The 21,034-nt window shown below is 69.1% G+C and carries 21 protein-coding genes; 6 read left to right on the top strand and 15 right to left on the bottom strand.

The features are described 5' to 3' along the window. The first annotated feature begins 42 nt into the window (after positions 1–42). From ABIC53_RS04450 to ABIC53_RS04440, 3 genes are read left to right on the top strand one after another with little or no spacing between them, the layout of a single operon-like run. Positions 43–1,314 (top strand): magnesium transporter MgtE N-terminal domain-containing protein, encoded by a 1,272-nt coding sequence (locus ABIC53_RS04450; protein ID WP_112614920.1) that lies wholly within the window; start codon positions 43–45, stop codon positions 1,312–1,314. Then, entirely contained in the window at positions 1,314–1,847 is a 534-nt protein-coding gene (locus tag ABIC53_RS04445; protein WP_112614922.1) for a DUF1003 domain-containing protein, read from the top strand. The genes ABIC53_RS04450 and ABIC53_RS04445 overlap by 1 nt, the downstream gene beginning before the upstream one ends. Then, positions 1,844–2,980, top strand: coding sequence for an Mrp/NBP35 family ATP-binding protein (locus tag ABIC53_RS04440; protein WP_274177944.1), 1,137 nt, complete (start codon positions 1,844–1,846; stop codon positions 2,978–2,980). The genes ABIC53_RS04445 and ABIC53_RS04440 overlap by 4 nt, the downstream gene beginning before the upstream one ends. Here the strand turns inward: ABIC53_RS04440 and ABIC53_RS04435 are convergent, their stop codons facing one another. Next, positions 2,981–3,376: a twin-arginine translocase TatA/TatE family subunit gene (locus ABIC53_RS04435; RefSeq protein ID WP_240309858.1), complete on the bottom strand. Its 396-nt coding sequence runs from the start codon at positions 3,374–3,376 to the stop codon at positions 2,981–2,983. Between the two features lie 71 nt (positions 3,377–3,447). Between ABIC53_RS04435 and ABIC53_RS04430 the strand changes: the two genes are divergently transcribed. After that, positions 3,448–4,083, top strand: coding sequence for an O-methyltransferase (locus tag ABIC53_RS04430; RefSeq protein WP_114589532.1), 636 nt, complete (start codon positions 3,448–3,450; stop codon positions 4,081–4,083). A 66-nt stretch (positions 4,084–4,149) separates the two neighbouring features. Here the strand turns inward: ABIC53_RS04430 and ABIC53_RS04425 are convergent, their stop codons facing one another. The 3 genes from ABIC53_RS04425 to dapE all read right to left on the bottom strand — a co-directional run bounded on the left by ABIC53_RS04425 (position 4,150) and on the right by dapE (position 6,689). After that, positions 4,150–4,323, bottom strand: a complete 174-nt coding sequence (locus ABIC53_RS04425) for a DUF3117 domain-containing protein (protein ID WP_023950528.1) — start codon at positions 4,321–4,323, stop codon at positions 4,150–4,152. Between the two features lie 73 nt (positions 4,324–4,396). Further along, on the bottom strand, positions 4,397–5,602 hold the full coding sequence (locus tag ABIC53_RS04420) for a putative hexosyltransferase (protein ID WP_274177945.1): 1,206 nt from the start codon (positions 5,600–5,602) through the stop codon (positions 4,397–4,399). Between the two features lie 10 nt (positions 5,603–5,612). After that, the gene (gene dapE / locus ABIC53_RS04415) at positions 5,613–6,689 is read right to left on the bottom strand and encodes a succinyl-diaminopimelate desuccinylase (protein ID WP_274177946.1); all 1,077 of its coding nucleotides are present in this window, start codon (positions 6,687–6,689) and stop codon (positions 5,613–5,615) included. 43 nt (positions 6,690–6,732) lie between these two features. Here dapE and dapD point away from each other — a divergent pair, with 43 nt between their 5' ends. Further along, complete coding sequence (gene dapD / locus ABIC53_RS04410; protein ID WP_274177947.1) at positions 6,733–7,683, top strand: 2,3,4,5-tetrahydropyridine-2,6-dicarboxylate N-succinyltransferase; 951 nt, start codon at positions 6,733–6,735, stop codon at positions 7,681–7,683. A 25-nt stretch (positions 7,684–7,708) separates the two neighbouring features. On the opposite strand, the gene ABIC53_RS04405 is transcribed toward dapD, so the two are convergent. Continuing rightward, a complete protein-coding gene (locus ABIC53_RS04405; RefSeq protein WP_323985744.1) occupies positions 7,709–9,316 on the bottom strand; it encodes an L-lactate permease in 1,608 nt (535 codons plus the stop codon). Between the two features lie 92 nt (positions 9,317–9,408). Here ABIC53_RS04405 and ppk2 point away from each other — a divergent pair, with 92 nt between their 5' ends. Next, a complete protein-coding gene (ppk2, locus tag ABIC53_RS04400; protein ID WP_274177949.1) occupies positions 9,409–10,209 on the top strand; it encodes a polyphosphate kinase 2 in 801 nt (266 codons plus the stop codon). Positions 10,210–10,336: 127 nt separating this feature from the next. Here ppk2 and ABIC53_RS04395 read toward each other — a convergent pair whose 3' ends face one another. From ABIC53_RS04395 to ABIC53_RS04350, 10 genes are all read right to left on the bottom strand, one after another. Continuing rightward, a complete protein-coding gene (locus ABIC53_RS04395; protein WP_274177950.1) occupies positions 10,337–11,629 on the bottom strand; it encodes a citrate synthase in 1,293 nt (430 codons plus the stop codon). A 101-nt stretch (positions 11,630–11,730) separates the two neighbouring features. Then, a complete protein-coding gene (gene dapC, locus ABIC53_RS04390) occupies positions 11,731–12,837 on the bottom strand; it encodes a succinyldiaminopimelate transaminase (protein ID WP_274177951.1) in 1,107 nt (368 codons plus the stop codon). After that, a complete protein-coding gene (gene fdxA, locus ABIC53_RS04385) occupies positions 12,834–13,160 on the bottom strand; it encodes a ferredoxin (RefSeq protein ID WP_023950512.1) in 327 nt (108 codons plus the stop codon). The genes dapC and fdxA overlap by 4 nt, the downstream gene beginning before the upstream one ends. Before the next feature lie 9 nt (positions 13,161–13,169). Continuing rightward, positions 13,170–13,571: a histidinol dehydrogenase gene (locus tag ABIC53_RS04380; RefSeq protein WP_114589536.1), complete on the bottom strand. Its 402-nt coding sequence runs from the start codon at positions 13,569–13,571 to the stop codon at positions 13,170–13,172. A gap of 9 nt (positions 13,572–13,580) precedes the next feature. Then, positions 13,581–13,895, bottom strand: a complete 315-nt coding sequence (locus ABIC53_RS04375; RefSeq protein WP_114589537.1) for an AzlD domain-containing protein — start codon at positions 13,893–13,895, stop codon at positions 13,581–13,583. Further along, positions 13,892–14,614 (bottom strand): AzlC family ABC transporter permease, encoded by a 723-nt coding sequence (locus ABIC53_RS04370; protein ID WP_323985747.1) that lies wholly within the window; start codon positions 14,612–14,614, stop codon positions 13,892–13,894. Before ABIC53_RS04370 ends, ABIC53_RS04375 begins: the two co-directional genes overlap by 4 nt. 106 nt (positions 14,615–14,720) lie before the next feature. Further along, positions 14,721–16,634 (bottom strand): translational GTPase TypA, encoded by a 1,914-nt coding sequence (gene typA, locus ABIC53_RS04365; RefSeq protein WP_274177954.1) that lies wholly within the window; start codon positions 16,632–16,634, stop codon positions 14,721–14,723. Positions 16,635–16,743: 109 nt separating this feature from the next. After that, a complete protein-coding gene (locus ABIC53_RS04360) occupies positions 16,744–18,399 on the bottom strand; it encodes an ABC transporter ATP-binding protein (protein WP_282501014.1) in 1,656 nt (551 codons plus the stop codon). Then, the gene (locus ABIC53_RS04355) at positions 18,396–19,439 is read right to left on the bottom strand and encodes an ABC transporter permease (protein WP_269266148.1); all 1,044 of its coding nucleotides are present in this window, start codon (positions 19,437–19,439) and stop codon (positions 18,396–18,398) included. Before ABIC53_RS04355 ends, ABIC53_RS04360 begins: the two co-directional genes overlap by 4 nt. Next, on the bottom strand, positions 19,436–20,956 hold the full coding sequence (locus tag ABIC53_RS04350; protein ID WP_282501015.1) for an ABC transporter permease: 1,521 nt from the start codon (positions 20,954–20,956) through the stop codon (positions 19,436–19,438). The genes ABIC53_RS04355 and ABIC53_RS04350 overlap by 4 nt, the downstream gene beginning before the upstream one ends. Positions 20,957–21,034: the final 78 nt, after the last annotated feature.

Raw genomic sequence — 21,034 nt, 5'->3', positions numbered from 1 at the left:
TGTGTCACGGCCACCTTCGCGGTCGCCGACTACGCTGGAGCGGTGAGTACGCAGAGGGTTTTCGTCGCGCGCCTGGTCGGGTGCGTCGTGTTCGATCCCGCAGGCGACCGTCTCGGCAAGGTCCGCGACGTGGTCGTGATCTTCCGTAAATCGGACCCTCCGCGAGTCATCGGCCTCGTCGTCGAGATCCCGGGCAGACGCAATGTCTTCCTCTCCATCGGCCGTGTCACCTCGATCGCGACCGGCCAGGTGATCACCACCGGTCTCATCAACGTGCGGCGCTTCCAGCAACGCGGCGGTGAGGTGCGGGTCATGGCCGAGCTCCTGGGTCGGAAGGTCTACCTGCGCGACGGGTCAGGCGGCGCAGTGATCGAGGATGTCGCGATCGAGCGCAACCGGCTCGGCGAATGGGACATCGGCCAGCTCTTCCTCCGCCGTCCCAAGACGAGTGCGTCGCCGTTCGCCAAGGGGCCGACGACCTTCGCGGCCTGGAAAGACGTGCGCGAGGACCAGTCCTCGGGCGCGGCCCAGTCCGCCGAACAGCTGGTCGCGACCTATTCGGAGCTCAAGCCCGCAGACCTCGCCAACACGCTGCTCGACCTTCCGGAGGAGCGCCTGCTCGAAGTGGCCGAGGAACTCCCCGACGAGCGCCTCGCCGACGCGCTCGAGGAGATGCCCGAGGATGAGCAGGTCCACATCCTCGAGCGGCTCGGCGACGAGCGCGCCGCCGACATCCTCGACGCCATGGAGCCCGACGACGCGGCGGACCTGCTCGGTCAGCTCCCCGAAGGCCGCATCGAGCAGCTGCTCGACCTCATGGAGCCGGAGGAGGCCGAGGACGTCCGCGCCCTCCTCGAGTACGGTCCCGACACCGCGGGCGGCCTCATGACGAGCGACCCGATCGTGCTGTCGGCGGAGGCGACGGTGGCTGAGGCGCTCGCGCTCATCCGCCGACACGAGCTGCATCCGGCCCTCGCCGCATCCGTCTTCGTGACGCTCCCCCCGTACGAGACGCCGACGGGGCGACTTCTGGGCACCGTGCACTTCCAGCGGATGCTGCGCTACCCGCCTCACGAGCGACTCGGCGCGATCATCGACGACACCGTCGACCCGGTCGCGGCGTCATCGTCCGCGGCCGAGGTCGCACGCATGCTGGCCAGCTACAACCTGGTCTCGGTTCCCGTCGTCGACCAGGCCCGCCGGCTCGTCGGCGTCGTGAGCGTCGACGATGTGCTCGATCATCTGCTTCCGGACGACTGGCGGTCGCAAGACGTCGAGCCCCAGGATGCCGCTGCGATGCGGGGGCGCCGCTGATGGCCCGCTCGTCGAAGACCCCCTCGCTCGAGGCGCCCCGTGGACGGCGCAGCGGTGTCAGCGGTGTGCTCGGTCAGCGGACGTCGCAGCCGTCGCGCGACCGGTTCGGTCGGTTCACCGAGTGGATCGCCCGGGCGATGGGCACGCCCGGCTTCCTCGTCGCGCTCTCGCTGTTCTGTGCGGCGTGGCTCGCCTGGAACACGCTCATGCCCGTCGAGCTCCGGTTCGACTCCGCGGCCAACGGGTTCACGGCGTTGACGCTCATGCTCTCGCTGCAGGCGTCGTACGCCGCGCCCCTGATCCTGCTCGCGCAGAACCGGCAGGACGACCGCGACCGCGTGCAGATCGAGCAGGACCGTCAGCGTGCCGAGCGGAACCTGGCCGACACGGAGTACCTGGCACGCGAGGTCGTCGCCCTGCGCATGGCGATCTCCGATCTGACCGACGGACTCGTCACCAAAGAGACGCTGCGCGCCGAGCTGCGTACCGCGCTCGACCGCCTCGACTCCGACGAGCGCCCGGACACGCGATGAGCACGGACGCCGTCCGCGCGGCCGTCGCGGCGGTGCGCGATCCCGAGTTGCGCAAGCCCCTGGGCGAGCTCGACATGGTGCGCGACATCGCCGTGGATGGCGCCCACGCTCGTGTCGGCATCGCGCTGACCATCGTCGGCTGCCCTGCAGCCGATCGGATCGAGCGCGACGTCCGGGATGCCGCGCTGTCCGCCCCGGGCATCGAGACGGTCTCGGTCGAGGTCGGGGTGATGACCCCGGCGGAGCGCGCCGCACTCACCGAGCGGCTGCGCGGCGGGAAGGCCGCCCGCGAGAACCCGTTCGGTCCGGACTCGCTCACACGCGTCATCGCCATCACGAGCGGCAAGGGGGGCGTCGGCAAGTCGACCCTCACCGCGAACCTCGCTGTCGCCCTCGCGCAGCGCGGCCTCGCCGTCGGGCTGATCGACGCCGATGTGCACGGTTTCTCGATTCCCGCGCTGCTCGGTCTCGTCGATGCCGACGGCCTGCCACCGCAGCCGACGCGTATCGACGGACTCATGATCCCGCCCATCGCGCACGAGGTCCGGACGATCTCGATCGGCATGTTCCTGCCGCGCGATCAGAAGAGCCCCGGCGCAGTCGCCTGGCGCGGGCCGATGCTGCATCGCACGGTCTCGCACTTCCTGACCGACGTGTTCTTCGGCGACATCGACGTCCTCCTGATCGACATGCCCCCCGGCACCGGCGACGTGGCCATCAGCGTGGGTCAGCTGCTCCCGCACGCCGACGTCGTGGTCGTCACGACTCCGCAGACGGCCGCCGCCGACGTCGCGGTGCGCAGCGGCCTCGTCGCCCGGCAGACCGGCCAGCGCGTGATCGGGGTCATCGAGAACATGTCGGCGATGACGCTTCCCGACGGTACATCGCTCGACCTGTTCGGCAGCGGCGGCGGGATGCGGGTCGCCGAGGCCCTGTCGACCGACCAGCCGGTGCCGATGCTCGGCTCCGTGCCGCTCAGCCCGGCTCTGCGCAGCGACGCCGACAGCGGAGTCCCGGTCGTCGTCGCGCATCCCGACGACGCCGCCGCCGAGGCGATCGCGCGCATCGCCGACACCATCGCAGGCACCGGACGCGATCTCCGCGGCCGCCCGCTGCCTCTGCGTGTGGGCTGATCAGGTCGCTTCGTCGTCGAACGGAACGTCGGCACCGCGCTCGAATCGCTTCGCCGCCTCGCCCGCAGCATCCATCCCGACGGCGGTCGCCGTGCTGATCGCCGCACCCGCGGCGGCCGCGCGCACCGTCGGTACGGGGGCGTCCTCGAGGAGAGCGTCGCGGATGATGCGACGCGGGTCGTACTGCCGAGGGTCGAGCTTGCGCCATTCGACGTCGGAGAAGTCCTCTCCCATCTCGTCCTTGACGCGGTCCTTCGCGCCGTTGACCCAATCACGTGCCCGGACCGTGAAACGCGCGAGCATCTCGGCGAGCTGCGGAAGGCGCTCGGGTCCGAGGAGCAGGACAGCGGCGACCCCGATGAGGATGAGCTTGTCCCCGTCTAGGCCGAAGAACATGACCCCAGATTACCCGTGCGCCTCAGCGGCCGGAGCCATCCGCGCGCCTACGCTGGAACAAGGAGGAATGCATGGGTGATCAGGAAGCGATCCGCAGGTTCGCGATGGAGGCGACGGTGGAACCGGAGCACATCTCTCGCGCGCGTGCACACGCCCTCGAGATCGGAGCCGCGCCGATCAGTGCGCCGGTGGGTGCGCAATGCGCTGTGCTCGCCGCCGCGACGGGCGCGCTCAACATCGTCGAGATCGGTACCGGCGGCGGCGTCTCCGCGCTCTGGCTGCTCCATGGGGCGCCACGCGCCACGCTGACCACGATCGACATCGAGCCCGAGCATCTGGCCGTCGCCCGGCAGTCTTTCACCGAAGCGAGGATCCCGCCGGCTCGTGCCCGCTTCATCACGGGCCGCGCGGCTGATGTGCTCCCCCGCATGAACGAGGCCTCGTACGACATCGTGCTGGTGGACGCCGACCCCGACGGTGTCATCGAGTACGTCGAGCACGGGCTTCGGCTCGTACGCCCGGGCGGGATGGTCCTCGTGCCCCGTGTGCTGGCAGGTGGGGCCGTCGCCGACCCCGTCCGCCGCGACGACGTCACCCGCGCCTACCGCTCGCTCATCCACGAGACGCAGTCGTCGCCGGCGGTGCTCGGCGCGCTGTCGATCGTCGGAGAGGGACTGCTGCAACTCACGACGGCCGCCACCGCCTGACGGCGGTGCAGCTGCAGAGACGAAACGGCCGGCCCCAGAGGGACCGGCCGTTTCCGTGCAGCATCGTCAGGCTGCGCCGACGACTCCGCTCAGCACGCTGTGGAGTTCCTTGGCCTCTTCATCATTGACCGAGACGACCAGACGCCCTCCGCCTTCGAGGGGGACACGCACGATGATCAGGCGCCCCTCCTTCACGGCCTCCATCGGTCCGTCTCCGGTTCGCGGCTTCATGGCTGCCATCGCGGCTCCCTTTCGTCATGAGGACTACCTGAAGAGTTTATCGTGCAGCGCAGGCACAGCGCGGACACGTCCCTCAGGGAATCTGAGCGAAGGTGCTTCCGAGCGCATACATCGTGTGGATCCACCACCACTGCGCGGCTATACCGAGCACCAGCACGCTGATGCGCCACCAGGGCGCGCGGGGCAGCGCGACGGCGCCCCAGAGCGGTGACAGCGGGACGAGCAGTCGGAACGTGCTCGACTGGGGGAAGAAGACCGCCAGCAGGTAGAGGACGTACGCGGCCGACCACAGACGTATCGGAACACCGAGGCGACGCACGCGGCGATCAGCGACGAGCAGGAGCGTGGCGAGAACCACGATCGCCGCAAGCCCCGCGAGACACACCCACGCCGGAATCCCCCAGATTCCAGACCACAGCACGGCGGCCTGCATTGTGCCGTCGAAGGGCACGAACCCCCCGTGATCCCCGATCCAGGATCGTCGCCACGCGAGTTCCGTCTGCAGGTAGGCCCCGGGATCACCCGTCACGATGCCGGTGATGACGGGCCAAGCGAATCCGCAGGCGGCCGCCAGCAGCCCGCTCGCGACGACGTGGGCGATCTCCCGCGGTTGCAGGTTGTCGTGCTTACGCCGCAACCACCGCCAGATCCCGTACAGCGCGAGCATCAGCGAGAAGGCGAGGACACCGGGCCGCGTGAAAGCCATGAGCGGGATCCACAGGTACAGCCACCACCACCGGCGGCGCTCCACGGCGAGGAGCGCGAGGAGCAGCCAGAGCTGGAAAAGCGATTCCGCGTAGCCGAGCTGGAACAGCGCGGCCATCGGGCCCGCGAAGCTGAAGAAGGCGACCGCCCACATCGCTGCCGCGCGGCCGATGCGGCGGCGCAGCAGAGCGAAGAGGACGAGACACGCGAGATAGCCGGCCGTTGCCGACACCAGGGGCGCAGCGACCGGGAATCCGCCGACGACCCACCCCACGGCGCCTGTGATGACGGGGTAGACCGGCATGAACGCCCACGCGTTCTGGGCGACGTGGCCCGCCGCGTCGAGCGGCAGCTCGGCGGGATATCCGCTGAACGCGATGAGCCAGTACCACTGCGCGTCCCACCCCATCGTCAGAGTGCCCAGAGTCGCGTCGGCGCCGAAGCGGGACCGGGGTCCGCTCAGCTCGGCCGCTCCGAGCAGGAAGCCCGTCGTGACAGCGCGCGAGAGCAGGTACATCAGCGCGATCGCAACCGCGGGCGGCAGCGCGATCGCGGCGCGACGCAGCGACCTCATGCGCGCCGGGTCACCGGTTCGAGAGCCAGGTGCGCAGGCCGCGCTCGACGGCGTCGATCTGCTCGACCGGCACCCGCTCCTGGTCGTGGTGCGCGAGCGAGGGGTCGCCCGGGCCGTAGTTGACGGCGGGCACTCCCAACGCCGAGAACCGGGCGACATCCGTCCAGCCGTACTTGGGGCGAGGCTCGGCTCCCACCGCGGCGACGAACTCCTGGGCGAGCGGCGCATCCAGGCCCGGTCGTGCACCTCCGGCGAGGTCGACCATCTCCACCTCGAAGCCGTCGAAGAACTCGCGGACGATCGCGACGGCCTCTTCGGGCGAACGGCTCGGCGCGAAGCGGTAGTTGACCTCGACCTCGCAGAGGTCGGGGATGACGTTCCCGGCGATCCCGCCCGAGATGCGGACGGCGTTGAGCCCCTCGCGATAGACGAGTCCTTCCACCTCGACGTCCGCGGGCGTGTGCTCCGACAGTCGGTGGAGGATCGGGGCCGCGTGGTGGATGGCGTTGTCGCCGATCCACGCGCGGGCGCTGTGGGAACGCACCCCGTGCGTCCGCACGATCGCGCGCAGATTGCCGTTGCAGCCGCCCTCGACCTGACCGTTGGAGGGCTCGCCGAGGATCGCGAAGTCGCCCGCGAACAGGTCGGGACGGTTCGCCGCGAGCCGCGTCAGGCCGTTGAGCTCGGCGGCGACCTCCTCGTGGTCGTACCACATCCACGTGATGTCGACGCGCGGGTCGACGAGCTCTGCCGCGAGCTTCAGCTGCACCGCGACGCCCGCCTTCATGTCGACGGTCCCTCTCCCCCACAGGAACTCCTGGCCGTCCTCGACCATCTCGCGAACGGGCAGGTTCGCGTTGATGGGAACGGTGTCGATGTGACCGGCGATGACGACGCGCTGCGCGCGACCGAGCTGCGTGCGCGCGACGATCGTGTCGCCGTCGCGGATGACCTCGAGGTGCGCCAACGGCGATACGGCGGCGAAGATGGCGTCGGCGAGGGCCGTCTCGTCGTCCGACACGCTGGGGATGTCGCACACCGCGCGAGTCAGATCGGCGCTGGACACGGTCAGATCGAGCTCGGGCATGCGGCGATTCTATCGGCGGCGACCGCACCGATAACCTGGAGTCATGAGCGAACGGTGGGCATGGGGCGTGGGACTCGCGACCTCGAGCAGCGACGGCACGACACTCGACACCTGGTTCCCGGAGCCCGCGCTCGGGACACCGGCGGCCGCCGAGTCCGCAGCCGCGATGGTGACCTGGGCGCCGCTCGCCGCGGACGACGAGCGCCGGGGCGTGACGGTCGAAGCCGTCACCATCACGATCGACCTCGATGCCGCACCGGCGTCGACCCCGGATGCGTACCTTCGTCTGCACGTGCTCTCACACGGCCTCGCCGCACCGAACACCGTCAATCTCGACGGGATCTTCGGGCACCTGCCGATCGTCGCCTGGACGACCGCGGGTCCGATGCACCCGGATGACGCGACGCGCCGTCGGCCGCTGCTCCAGCGCGACGGCATCCAGGTGCACAGCCTCGACAAGTTCCCCCGTCTGCTCGATTACGTCACTCCCCCCGGGGTGCGCATCGCCGACGCCTCCCGCGTCCGCCTGGGCGCGCACCTCGCACCGGGCACCACCGTGATGCACGAGGGCTTCGTGAACTTCAACGCCGGCACGCTCGGCGCCTCCATGGTCGAGGGTCGCATCTCACAGGGCGTGGTGGTCGGCGACGGCAGCGACATCGGCGGCGGCGCCTCGATCATGGGCACGCTGTCCGGCGGCGGCAGCCACCGGGTGTCGATCGGCCGCCGCACGCTGCTCGGCGCCAACGCCGGCATCGGCATCTCGCTCGGCGACGACTGCGTCGTCGAGGCCGGGCTCTACGTCACGGCAGGGTCGAAGATCGTCCTCGCCGACGAGCCCGCGACGGCCTCGGGTGCGCGTCCGACCGCCAAGGGCGCAGAGCTGTCCGGGCGCGACGGCATCCTGTTCCGCCGCAATTCGCTGACCGGCGCGATCGAGGCTGTTCGCCGCGCGGGCGTCGGAGTCACGCTCAACGAGGCTCTCCACGCCTGATCGCGCCGCGTGATTCTGGCGGCGCTCAGAGCAGGAGCGCCGAGAGCAGCCCGCCCCACAGGCACACCACGGCGAGCATGCCGAGGCTGTACCAGAGCGACGCCCGGAGAATCTCCGACTCGCGTCCGGCGAGTCCGACCGCGCCCGCCGCGATCGCGATCGACTGGGGCGAGATGACCTTGGCGGCTGTGCCGCCTGCCGTGTTCGCTGCAACGAGCAACCCGGGATCGACGGAGATCTGCTCGGCGGTCGCGACCTGGAGGGGCGCGAACAACGTGTTGTTGTTGACGACCGACCCCGTCAGGAAGACGCCGATCCAGCCGATGATCGGTGCGAGCAGTGGGAAGAGCGGCCCCACCGCCGCCAGAGCCGTGCCCATCGAAGCCGAACCGCCCGAGTAGTTCGCGACGTTGGCCAGGACGAGAATGATCGCGATGAGCAGCAACGCGCGCCAGAGGCCGCGCACCGTCTCCACCAGTGTCCACACCAGGTCGGCCGCGCGCAGGCGCGGCGTCGTCCAGAACGACACGATCACCGCCAGCAGGATCGCCGTGCCCGTCGCGTTGATGGGAGTGAAGCCCCACGTCGCCGTGACGACATCACCGCCGGGGGTCTGCACGCTGCCGGTGAGCCCGGGCATCGGAACCGCGAACACCAGCGCGGCCAAGGGCCCGCCCGCGGCGAACAGGTTCTTGAACACCGGCAGGCTCCAGACCAGGATGACCGCCGTCAGGATGTAGAACGGGCTCCATGCCCCGATCACCTCACGTACGTTGGCGCTGTGCGGCTCCGGCTCGGGCGCGCCGACTTCACGATGGACCCGCCGAGGCTGCCAGACCCGGCCGAGGAGGAAGAGCGCGACCATCGCAGCCAGGCCTGCACCGAGGTCGGCGAGCTCGGGGCCGAGGAACCACAGCACGCCCGCCTGCACGCCGCTGAAGACGATGGTGACCAGCAGCGTGGCCGGCCACGTCTCACGCAGCCCGCGGAAACCGTCCAGGATGACCACGAGCAAGAACGGGATGAGCAGCGTCAGGGGCTGCAGCACCAGCACCATTGCACGCGACAGCTCCTGCACCTCGAGGCCGCTGACCTGCGCACCCACGATCACGGGGATGCCGATGGCGCCGTATGCTCCCGCCGCCGCGTTGGCGACGAGCGAGATCATGGCCGCCCGCAGCGGGCGGAACCCGAGCTGCACCAGGAGCGCGGCGCAGATGGCGATGGGCACGCCGAACCCGGCGGCGCCCTCCAGGAAGGCGCCGAAGGAGAAGCTGATGAGGAGCACCTGGATCCGCTGATCTTTCGAGATGCCCCCGATCGATGAACGAATGACGTCGAAGCGACCGCTCGCGACAGCGAGCTTGTAGAGCCACACCGCCATCACGATGATGTAGGCGATCGGCCAGACCGCCGTGAGCAGGCCCAGCAGGCCCGCACCCCCGACTGCCGTGAGCGGCATCCCGAATCCGAGTGCGGCCACCAGCAGCTGCGCGACGAGCGCGATGAGACCGGCGAGGATGCCGCTGAGGCGAAGTCCGACGAGCGCGACGAGGAAGACGATGATCGGAATGGCGGCGACGAGTGCCGACAGCGCCAGCGAGCCGAGCGGATCGGTCGTCTGCATCCACATGCTTCGCTCCCCTGCTCGTGCGTGCGGCCCACCCTAGACCGGGCCGCACACCCGCGCGAGGGGGGCGTATGCTCGCGTCAGGAGGTGGCTCGATGGCCGATCGCTTGCCGAAGAAGGTGTACGAAGCCGAGTTGCGGCGGCTGCAGGCGCAGCTCGTCGACATGCAGGCCTGGGTGCAGGCCACCGGCGCCCGCATCGTGGTGATCTTCGAGGGGCGCGACGCCGCGGGCAAGGGATCCACGATCAAGCGCGTCGCCGAGTATCTCAATCCTCGGGTCGCGCGCATCGTCGCGCTTCCCGCGCCGACCGAGCGCGAACGCTCGCAGTGGTACTTCCAGCGATACGTCGCGCATCTGCCGGCCGCCGGCGAGATCGTCCTCATGGACCGGTCCTGGTACAACCGCGCCGGGGTCGAGCGGGTCATGGGCTACTGCACCAACGAGGAGTACCACCGGTTCCTGCATCAGGCGCCGATCTTCGAGCGGATGCTCGTCGAGGACGGCATCCTGCTGCTGAAGTACTGGTTCAGTGTGTCGGATGTCGAGCAGGAGAAGAGATTCCGGTCGCGCAACGAGGATCCGATGCGGCGGTGGAAGCTCTCCCCCAACGACGTGCTCTCGATCACCAAGTGGGAGGACTACTCGCGCGCGAAGGACACGATGTTCGTGCACACCGACATCCCGGAGGCGCGCTGGCACGAGGTCGACAACGAGGACAAGCGCCGAGGCCGGATCAACATGATCCACCATCTGCTCGGACAGATCCCCTACGAAGTGGTCGAGCGGCCTGAGATCGAGATCCCACCGCGCCCGCCATCCGGGGGTTACGACCGCCCGCCGCAGCAGCTCGACGGATACGTCCCCGACTACGCGGCGACACTGATCGACAAGTGACACACGGGGTGCCCCGGTCCAGCGGCACCCCGCGGACGTCGAGGTAACGTGGCGCGATCCGCGACCGCATGGGAGAGGCCGGCACATCGCTGTGATGTGCCGGCCTCTCGTGATCGTCGAGCGCTGTTCAGGAGGTGGGGTAGTCCCGCTCCGCCGAGCCGACGTACAGCTGCTGCGGACGCCCGATCTTCGTCTGCGGGTCGTTCTGCATCTCGCGCCAGTGCGCGAGCCAGCCGGGCAGCCGACCGATCGCGAACAGCGGCGTGAACATGCGCGTGGGGAAGCCCATCGCCTTGTAGATGACGCCCGTGTAGAAGTCGACGTTCGGGTACAGGCGACGCTCGCGGAAGTAGTCGTCACTCAGGGCGATCTCCTCGAGCTCCTTCGCAAGATCGAGCAACGGGTCGACGACGCCGAGCTCGTTGAGGACCTCGTCCGCGGACTCCTTGACGAGCTTCGCGCGCGGGTCGTAGTTCTTGTAGACCCGGTGCCCGAAGCCCATGAGCTTCACGCCGTCTTCCTTGTTCTTCACGCGGGCGACGAAGCGCTCGACGCTCTCGCCGGAGTCGCGGATGCGGGCCAGCATGTCGAGGACGGCCTCGTTCGCGCCGCCGTGCAACGGCCCGTAGAGCGCGTTGATACCGGCCGAGATCGAGGAGAACTGATTCGCACCGGTCGACCCGACCAGGCGCACGGTCGAGGTCGAGGCATTCTGCTCGTGGTCCTCGTGCAGGATGAGCAGACGCTCGAGCGCGCGCGAGACGACCGGGTTGACCTCGTAGTTCTCGGCGAGGACGCCGAAGTTCAGGCGCAGGAAGTTGTCGACGAAGCTCAGCGAGTTGTCGGGGTAGAGGAAGGCCTGCCCGACGCTCTTCTTGTGCGCGTACGCGGCGATCACGGGCAGCTTCGCGAGGAGCCGGATCGTGTTGAGCTCGACGTGCTCGGGGTTGTTCGGGTCGGACTGGTCCTCGTAATACGTCGACAGGGCGGCGGTGGCGGCGGACAGCACCGACATCGGGTGCGCGGTGTGCGGTAGGGACGAGAAGAAGCGCTTGAGGTCTTCGTGCAGCAGCGTGTGACGACGGATGCGGTCGTCGAAGTCAGCCAGCTCGTCAGCCGTGGGCAGGTCGCCGTAGAGCAGGAGCCAGGCCACTTCGAGGTACGTCGAGTGCTTGGCGATCTGCTCGATCGGGTAGCCGCGGTAACGCAGGATGCCCTGGTCACCATCGATGTAGGTGATGGCGGACCGCGTGGCCGCGGTGTTGACGAAGCCGTAGTCGAGGCTCGTGTGGCCCGTCTGCTTGGTGAACGTCGAGAAATCGACGCTCGGAACTCCGTCGGTTCCGTGCAGCACCGGCAATTCGGCGGTGCGGTCACCGATGGTGACGGTGGCCTTCTGCGGGGTGCCCGTGTCGTTCACGAAGCCTCCTTGCGATCGTCCGGTGCGGTCATTACAGCCTATCGGGCGCACGGGCCTACTCCGTACGGCGCCAAAGGATCAGCGGATCGGTAGGAGAGAACCTACGACCCCGTCAGGCGTGCGGCAGCGGCGTCGATCCGCTCCTGCGACGCGGTCAGCGAGAAACGAACGTGCTGCGGGAACTGCGTTCCGTAGAAGTGGCCGGGGCCCGCGAGGATGCCGAGTTCGGCGAGCCGGCCGAGCGTCTCCCACGCGTCCTCTTGCGCCGTCGCCCACAGATAGAGTCCCGCTTCGCTGTGATCGATACGGAAGCCCGCGCGCTCGAGCGCCGGTCGGAGCACATCGCGACGGCGGCGGTACAGGTCCTTCTGTCGGGCGACGTGATCGTCGTCGCCCAGGGCTGCGACCATCGCCCGCTGCACGGGCAGGGGCTGCATCAGTCCCAGGTGCTTCCGCGCGGTGAGAAGCCGGGCCACGATCGTCGGGTCGCCGGCCAGGAACGCCGCCCGATAACCCGCGAGGTTCGACTGCTTGCTGAGCGAGTACACCGACAGCAGACCGCTGACGTCGCCTTCGCTCACCCGCGGGTCGAGCACGCTCGGCACCGTCTCGCTCGCCCAGGGCCCGTCCCAGCCGAGCTCGGCGTAGCATTCGTCCGAGACGACGACGGCGCCGAGCTCGCGTGCGCGGGCGACGATCCGCCGCAGCTCCGCGACGTCCAGCACGCGTCCGTCGGGGTTTCCGGGCGAGTTGACCCAGACGAGTCGGGTGCCCTCCGGGTAGTCGGCCGGGTCGTCTGCGGCTGCCGGCGTCGCACCGACCAGGCGGGCGCCGACCTCGTACGTCGGGTAGGCGGCGCGGGGATGCACGACGACATCGCCGGCACCGAGGCCGAGCAGCAGCGGGAGGAGCGCGACGAGCTCCTTCGACCCGATCGTCGGCAGCACGCTGTCGGGGGCCAGACCGGTGACACCGCGACGACGCTCGTACCACCGCACGATGGCCTCCCGAAGCGCGGGGGTGCCGACGGTCTGCGGGTACGCATGCGCGTCGGTCGCTTCGCGCAGGGCGCGGGCGACGACCTCAGGCGTCGGGTCGACCGGCGACCCGATGGACAGGTCGACGATGCCGCCCGGGTGGCGGCGGGCCTTCTCGGCGTAGGGCGCTACGGCGTCCCAGGGGTAGTCGGCGAGGTCGCGGACGCTCAATGCCCCTCCCCCTGCGGCGGCAGCGCGGCCACGAGGGGGTGGTCCTTCGCGATGACGCCGACCTTCGCGGCGCCTCCGGGAGATCCCAGGTCGTCGAAGAACTCGACGTTCGCGGTGTAGTAGTCCTGCCACTCGTCCGGCAGGTCGTCTTCGTAGTAGATCGCCTCGACCGGGCACACCGGCTCGCATGCGCCGCAGTCGACGCATTCATCCGGGTGGATGTACAGCGAGCGCTCACCCTCGTAGATGCAGTCCACGGGGCATTCGTCGATGCAGGCGCGGTCCTTCACGTCCACGCACGGGAGGGCGATCACATAAGTCACATGACGAGTCTAGTTCGTGCGATCGGACGCGGCCGCCCGGCGTGCTCCCGCGAACGAGGGCCAACCGACCACGACGGCCACCATGACCGGCACAGCGAACGTCCAGATCAGCCCGGTGCTCAGCTGCCCGTCCGGCGGGGCAGGCACGACGACCGAGCCGCCGGGCCCGCGTCCGGAGAAGACGACGGTTGCGACGAGAGCGCCCAGCCCGCAGGCCAGCGCCGTCCACCGGTCGTCGGTGAGCAGCCGCAGCCCCGCGACGAGGGCGGTCACGCCGGCGACAGCGACGATGAGCCCCACCGGCAGCACACCCCAGGAGTACGCCTGGGTGATCGTCCCCGCGACACCGTAGACGGCTCCCGCGATCGCGGCGACGAGCCACCCGGCGAAGCGGGTCCAGGTCTGATTCACCGAGCCAGTCTAAGCGGCCCATCCGCACGCCCGAAGCACCGCCGCCACCAGCGCCGCCCCCGCCACGACCACGAGGAAGGGGGCGCGCGCGGCGAGCAGGACGGCGGCCACCGCCACGGCAGGCAGGCGCGCGTCCACCACGATCGCGGCGCCCGCGCCGAGCGTCTGCACGACGACCAGCGCGGAGAGCAAAGCGATCGTCAGCTGGTCGATGATGCGCTGCGCGCGTTCCCCGTCGAACCATCGCGGCGGAAGGAGGTATCCCAGCGCCTTCAGCGCCACGCAGATGATCGAGGCGACGAGGATGCCGGTCCACGGGCTCATCGGGCCTCCCCCGTCGTCTTCGCGTCATCGCCCCGCGACGAACGCCGGCCCGGCATGGCCGCGGCGACCACGATGGCCACGACGCCGGCGATGAGGACGGGGATCCCGGGCATCGTGAGGGGCGTCGCGACACCGGCGACGACTCCGGCGGCCACTCCGACGACGACCGCGTCCAGCCGGCGGAGCCGCGGCCACAGCAGCGCGAGGAAGGCTGCCGCGGCGGCCGCGTCGAGTCCATAAGCCCGGGGGTCGCCGAGGACGTCGCCGAGCAGCGCGCCGAGGAGTGTGAAGAGGTTCCATCCGATATAGATGCCCACTCCGGTCGCCCAGAAGCCGATGCGGCGTGCGCGGGGGCCCGACTGCGCGAGGGCGACTGCCGTCGACTCGTCGATCGTGAACGGGAAGGCGCTCAGCCGCCGCGCGATGCTCCCGCCGACCACCGGCGCCATGCGAAGACCGTATGCCACATTGCGAACGCCCAGGAGTGCTGCGGAGGCGATGGCCGCGGGCAGCGCCGCCCAGCCACCCGTCGCGACGACACCGACGAAGGCGAACTGCGAGCCGCCCGTGAACATCAGGAGACTGAGCACGCAGGTCTGCCAGACATCGAGCCCCGCGGCGACCCCGAGCGCGCCGAACGATACGCCGTAGGCGCTCGTCGCGACGGATACGCCGATCCCATCGCGCCACGCGCGCCGCGTCGCGGCATCCTGCTCCATCGCTCCGATGCTATCGACCCGCCGAACCGGAGGCCCCCGCGAATGCCACGACCCCGGAGGCCGAGGATCGGCAATCCGGGGTCGTGGCGGGCTTCGGGGAGCCGGATCAGGCGTTGGCGTCCTGGCGCTTCGCGCGCGACGCGGCGCGGCCGCGCTCGGTCGCATCCAGCACGACCTTGCGGATCCGCACCTTCTCAGGGGTGACCTCGACGCATTCGTCGTCACGCGCGAACTCGAGCGACTCCTCCAGAGTCAGCACGCGCGGGGGCGTCATCGACTCGAAGGAGTCCGAGGTCGACGAACGCATGTTCGTGAGCTTCTTCTCCTTCGTGATGTTGACGTCCATGTCGTCGGCGCGCGAGTTCTCGCCGATGACCATGCCCTCGTAGACCTCTTCGGTGGGCTGGACGAAGAAGCTCATGCGCTCCTGGAGGGCGATCATCGCGAAGGGAGTGACGACGCCGGAGCGGTCGGCGACGATCGAGCCGTTCTGACGGGTCGAGATCGCGCCCGCCCACTCGTCATAGCCGTGCGAGATGGCATTCGCGATACCGGTGCCGCGCGTGATCGTGAGGAACTCGCTGCGGAACCCGATCAGGCCACGCGACGGAACGACGAACTCCATGCGGACCCAGCCGGTGCCGTGGTTCGTCATCGTGTCCATCCGGCCCTTGCGAGCTGCCATCAGCTGCGTGATCGCGCCGAGGTGCTCCTCGGGGGCGTCGATGGTCAGGTGCTCGAACGGCTCGGTGAGCTTGCCGTTCTCGTCGCGGCGCGTCACGACCTGCGGCTTGCCGACGGTCAGCTCGAAGCCTTCGCGGCGCATGTTCTCGACGAGGATCGCCAGCGCGAGCTCGCCTCGACCCTGCACCTCCCATGCGTCGGGGCGTCCGATGTCGACGACCTTGAGCGAGACGTTGCCGATGAGCTCGCGGTCGAGCCGGTCCTTGACCATGCGCGCGGTGAGCTTGTGACCCTTGACCTTGCCCATCAGCGGCGAGGTGTTCGTGCCGATCGTCATCGAGATGGCCGGGTCGTCGACGGTGATCGCCGGGAGCGGCCGGACGTCCTCCGGGTCGGCGATGGTCTCACCGATCGTGATGTCCTCGATACCCGCGATCGCGACGATGTCGCCCGGGCCGGCGGACTCGGCCGGGAAACGATCCAGGGCTTTCGTCTTGAGGAGCTCGGTGATGCGCGCGTTCGAGTGCGAACCGTCGTGGCGGACCCACGCGACCGTCTGGCCCTTCTTGAGGGTGCCGTTGAAGACGCGGAGCAGGGCGAGGCGTCCGAGGAACGGGCTCGAGTCGAGGTTGGTCACCCAGGCCTGAAGCGGGGCCTCGTCGTCGTAGGACGGCGCCGGCACGTGCTCGAGGATCGCCTCGAAGAGCGGCTCGAGGTCGTCGTTGTCGGGGAGCTCGCCGTTGTCGGGACGGTTGCGCGACGCCGCGCCCGCGCGGCCCGAGGCGTACACGACGGGCACGTCGAGCAGCGCGTCGACGTCGAGGTCGGGCACGTCGTCGACGAGGTCGCCGGCGAGGCCCAGCAGCAGGTCGTGGGCCTCCTCCTCGACCTCCGCGATGCGGGCGTCGGGGCGGTCGGTCTTGTTGACGAGCAGGATGACGGGGAGCTTGGCCTCGAGCGCCTTGCGCAGCACGAAACGGGTCTGCGGCAGCGGACCCTCCGACGCGTCGACGAGCAGCACGACACCATCGACCATCGACAGGCCGCGCTCGACCTCTCCGCCGAAGTCGGCGTGACCCGGGGTGTCGATGACGTTGATCGTCACGGGCACGTCGGTGTGGACGCCGTTGTAGGTGATCGCCGTGTTCTTGGCGAGGATCGTGATGCCCTTCTCACGCTCGAGATCGTTCGAGTCCATGGCACGTTCCTCGACGTGCGCGTGGTCGCCGAACGAGCCGGTCTGGCGGAGCATGGCATCGACGAGCGTCGTCTTGCCGTGGTCGACGTGCGCGACGATCGCGACGTTGCGGAGGTCAGGACGAAGGGCATGCGCCATGAAGGGGGTCCTCAGGATGAAGGGAAAACGCCGGGATGCCGACGGGACAGTTTAACGCAGGCGCCCTGCGAGTTCGCGGGGCGCCTGCGAGAAGGTCGGAGTCCGACCCTCAGGACGCGTCGAGAGCGGCCCGGCGTTCCTCGCGGCGCCGGCGCTGCTCGATCGGATCCGGCACCGGCGAGGCGGCCAGCAGTTCCCGGGTGTACGACTCGCGAGGCTGCAGCAGCACCCGCGACGTCGGCCCCTGCTCGACCGTTCGCCCCGACTTGAGCACGAGGATCTGGTCCGACAGCTGGTCGACCACGGCGAGGTCGTGGCTGACGAGGATGCAGGCGAACGAGTACGTCTCCTGCAGTTCCTTCAGCATGTCGAGCACCGCGGCCTGGACCGACACGTCGAGCGCCGACGTCGGCTCGTCGGCGACGAAGAGCTTCGGCCGCAGCGTGAGAGCCCGCGCGATCGAGACGCGCTGACGCTGACCGCCCGACAGCTCGTGCGGGTAGCGCTCGAGCACGTCGCGCGGCAGCCGCACGGCGTCGAGCAGCTCGCGGGCCCGGTCGAGCCGCTCCGCCTTGGTGCCGACACGGTGGATGGCCATCGGCTCGATGATGCAGTCGCCGATCGGGAACCGCGGGTCGAGGGATGCCGCGGGGTCCTGGAAGACGACGCCGATCTCGCGCCGTACGTTCTTCGCCTTGCGCCCGCGCAGCTTCGCGAGGTCTCGTCCGCCGAGACTCAGCGTCCCGTCCGCGACCGGCATCAGCCCGAGCACGGCGCGCGCGATCGTCGACTTGCCCGAGCCGGACTCGCCGACGATGCCGAGCACCTCGCCGGCGGCGAGGTCGAACGAGACGTCCTCGACGGCGCGGAACGTCTTGCCGCGCCCGGCGTACTCGAGGACGAGTCCCTTCGCCTCCAGCACCACGTCGCGCGTGGCGCTGGCGGCGACTCGCGCCGTCAGCTCGGGGTCGAGACGGGGAACGGCGGCGAGCAGCTTCTTCGTGTAGGGATGCTGCGGCCGGGTGAGGACGTCCTCGACGTCGCCGACCTCGACCAAGTCACCGCGGTACATCACAGCGACGCGATCGGCGATGTCGGCGACGACGCCCATGTTGTGCGTGATCAGCAGAATGCCCGCATCGCGGTGGTCCTTCAGCCGCCGGAGCAGGTCGAGGATCTCCGCCTGGACGGTGACGTCGAGGGCGGTGGTCGGCTCGTCCGCGATGATGACCTTGGGGTCGAGCGCGATCGCCATCGCGATGACGATGCGCTGACGCTGACCACCCGAGAACTGGTGCGGGTACTGCTTGATGCGCCGCTCCGGCTCGGGGATGCCGACGTCGCGCAGCAGGCCGATCGACCGGTCCCGCGCGTCTTCGCCGTAGGCGACGTCGTGGAGCTCGAAGATCTCGGTGAGCTGACGCTCGATCGTGAGCACCGGGTTGAGCGCCGTCATCGGCTCCTGGAAGATCATCGCGATCTCGCTGGCACGGAGCTTGCGCATGCGCTCGTTCGGGAGCCCGATCACCTCGGTCTCGCCGACCGTGATGGATCCTCGCGTGATGGCGTTCTCCGCGAGGAGCCCCATGGCGGCGAGAGAGGTCACCGACTTTCCGGAGCCGGACTCGCCGACCACGGCCACGACCTCGCCCGGGCGCACCTCGAGCGAGATGCCCTTGACGGCGTTGACATCGCCCGATCCGGTGAGGAACGTGACCGAAAGGTCGGTGAACTTCAGTGCGGTACGCGTGGCGGTGACGCTCATGCGCGGTTCCTCCTCTTGATCTCCCGACGCACGCTGCGCGACTGGCGCGGGTCGTACGCGTCGCGGATGCCGTCGCCCAGGAAGTTGATGGACAGGGCGATCGCGAGGATCATCATGCCCGGCCACCAGAACAGCCACGGCCTGCTGGTGAAGCTGCCCTGATACTGACTGATCAGCAGGCCCAGCGACGTCTCCGGGGGGACGACGCCGAATCCGAGGTAAGACAGCGAGCTCTCGAGCAAGATCGCGCCGGCGATCGCGAACGTGGCGTTGACGGCGATGACGCCCACGACGTTCGGCATGAGGTGTCGGAAGATGATGCGCGCTCCCCCGGCGCCCGAGGCGCGGGCGGCGAGCACGAAGTCGCGCTCGCGGAGCGAGAGCACTTCACCACGAACGAGACGCGCGAGACCGGTCCAGGTCAGGAGCGACAGCATGAAAGCCAGCACGATCGGGTTCTTGCCGATGTTCCCGGCGATCTGACCCACGACAGCTGCGAGGGCGAGCAGCGGGATGACGATGAACAGATCCGTGATGCGCATCAGGATGGAGTCGACCCAGCCTCGGTAGTAGCCGGCGACAGCGCCGACGATGCTTCCGATGACGGTCGACGAGATGCCCAGGACGAGGCCCAGCAGAATCGAACGCTGCGTGCCCATCATGGTCAGTGCGAAGAAGTCCTTGCCCGTGTTCTCCTGCCCGAACGGGTGCTCGCCGATGCGGATGCCGTCGCCACCGAGCCACTCGGGGATCAGGCTCAGCGTCGGGGCGCCCCCGTTGACCACGTCACCGGCGGCGCGGTAGTCGTGCGGCCACCATCCCGGGATGCCGAAGAAACCGACCGAGGTGAAGCTCAGGAGCGTCAGGAAGATCAGGATCACCGCGGAGATCGTCGCCGCGCGGTGCCGCAGGAAGCGTCCCCAGACGATGCGGGCCTGTGAGCGGGGCGCGGCCGTGCTCTTCGCGAGCGCAGCGTCCTCGGCCTCCGCGACCGAGAGGACCGACGTCGTGGTCGGCACGTTGTCGTTCGGGTTCGTCATACTCGGATCCTCGGGTCGATGACGGCGTAGAAGATGTCCGCCAGCATGTTGAAGACGATCGCGGCAAGGCCGGTCACGAGGAAGAAGGCCATCACGGGATTCGGGTCGACCTCGCGCAGTCCGGTCGCGAACAGGTCGCCCATGCCCTTCCACCCGAACACCTGCTCGGTGACCACGGCCCCGCCGATGAGTCCGGCGAAGTCGAACGCCGCAATCGTCGCGATGGGTATGAGGGCGTTGCGGAATGCATGGCGGAAGATGACCAGCCGCTCCGGCACGCCCTTCGCCCGCGCCGTGCGGATGAAGTCCTGGTTGCCCACCTCGAGCATCGACGTCCGCGTATAGCGGCTGTACGACGCCAGCGAGATGACCGTCAGCAGCAGCGTCGGCAGCAGCATCTGCGTGCCGATGTCGAGGAAGGTCTGCCAGAACGTCCCGTCGAAGTTCGGCGTCTGCGCGCCGATCGTCGAGATCGGACGCGGCTTGCGCTGCAGGAACGAGGGCCACACGCGGAAGAGCGCGTCCACGACCGTCAGGAGGGCACCGCCGAAGATCGTGACGAACGCGACGACTGTCGCCGGCCCTCGGAAACGCCCGCCGAAGAACCGTCCGATGAGGAACGGCACGATCATCGCCAGCAGTGCACCGCCGGCGAGCACGCCCCAGTTCATGTAATAGATGAACACGTTGGTCAGCGCCAGGTGCATGACGACCACGAGTCCTGCGCTGGCCAGGCCGATGACGAGCACCCGCCGGTTGTGCAGTCCCACCGATGCCACTGTCGCGCTGAGCGCGAGCAGAACGGTGAGCACGGCCACACCGATGACGGTGAGGCGCGGCTCGCGGAACGCGTTCGTCGCCAGCATGAGGGGCAGCGCTGCCCCCAGAACCGCGGCGGTGGCGGCGAAGGTGATCGCCCGGCGCTTCAGCGAGCCGCCGCCGAGCACCTGCACGACGAAGCCGATGACGACGGCGATCACGATGATCTGTATCGGCGAGAGCTCCGGATCACGGATCCAGTCGTTGTATCCGATCGCGAGGTACTCCTTGAAGAGCACCGCCGCCCAGAAGACCGGCAGCGAAAAGAAGAGGAACGTCAGGAACGTCACCGCGTAGTCCAGGCCGGAGTACTGCCGGATCGCGGTGATGATGCCGATGGCGATGCCGATGATTAGCGCCAGGATCGTGGCGAGCAGGACGAGCCTCAGCGTCGAGGCAGCCGCCTGTCCCACGAGCGTGGTGACCTCGACGCCCTGCCGGGTGAGTCCGAGATCGCACTGGCCGATGAGGCACTTGCTCGCGCCCACGAGCCAGCCGAGATAGCGCTGGAACCAGGGCTGGTCGAGGTTCATGTATTCGATACGCCGAGCGATCAACTGTTCGCGGTTGTCCGCGTTGCTCTCTCGCAGATCGGCGAGCGGGTCGCCGGAGTTGATCGTCAGGACGTACATCAAGAGGGATGCGGCGAGCATGATGCCCACCGCTGCCGCCAGACGGCGGATGATGAATTTCAGCACGGAAGTCGAGGTCCCTTGGTCGTACGCGGGGCACGCATGTGCCCCTCACGGGAGTGTGGGCCGTCACCGCAGCGACGG

The organism is Microbacterium sp. 1262 (assembly GCF_040544895.1).
GTDB classification, from domain to species: Bacteria; Actinomycetota; Actinomycetes; order Actinomycetales; family Microbacteriaceae; genus Microbacterium; species Microbacterium plantarum.
Note: the sequence above shows the minus strand (reverse complement) of the source record. Positions and strands in the feature narration are given on the sequence as shown.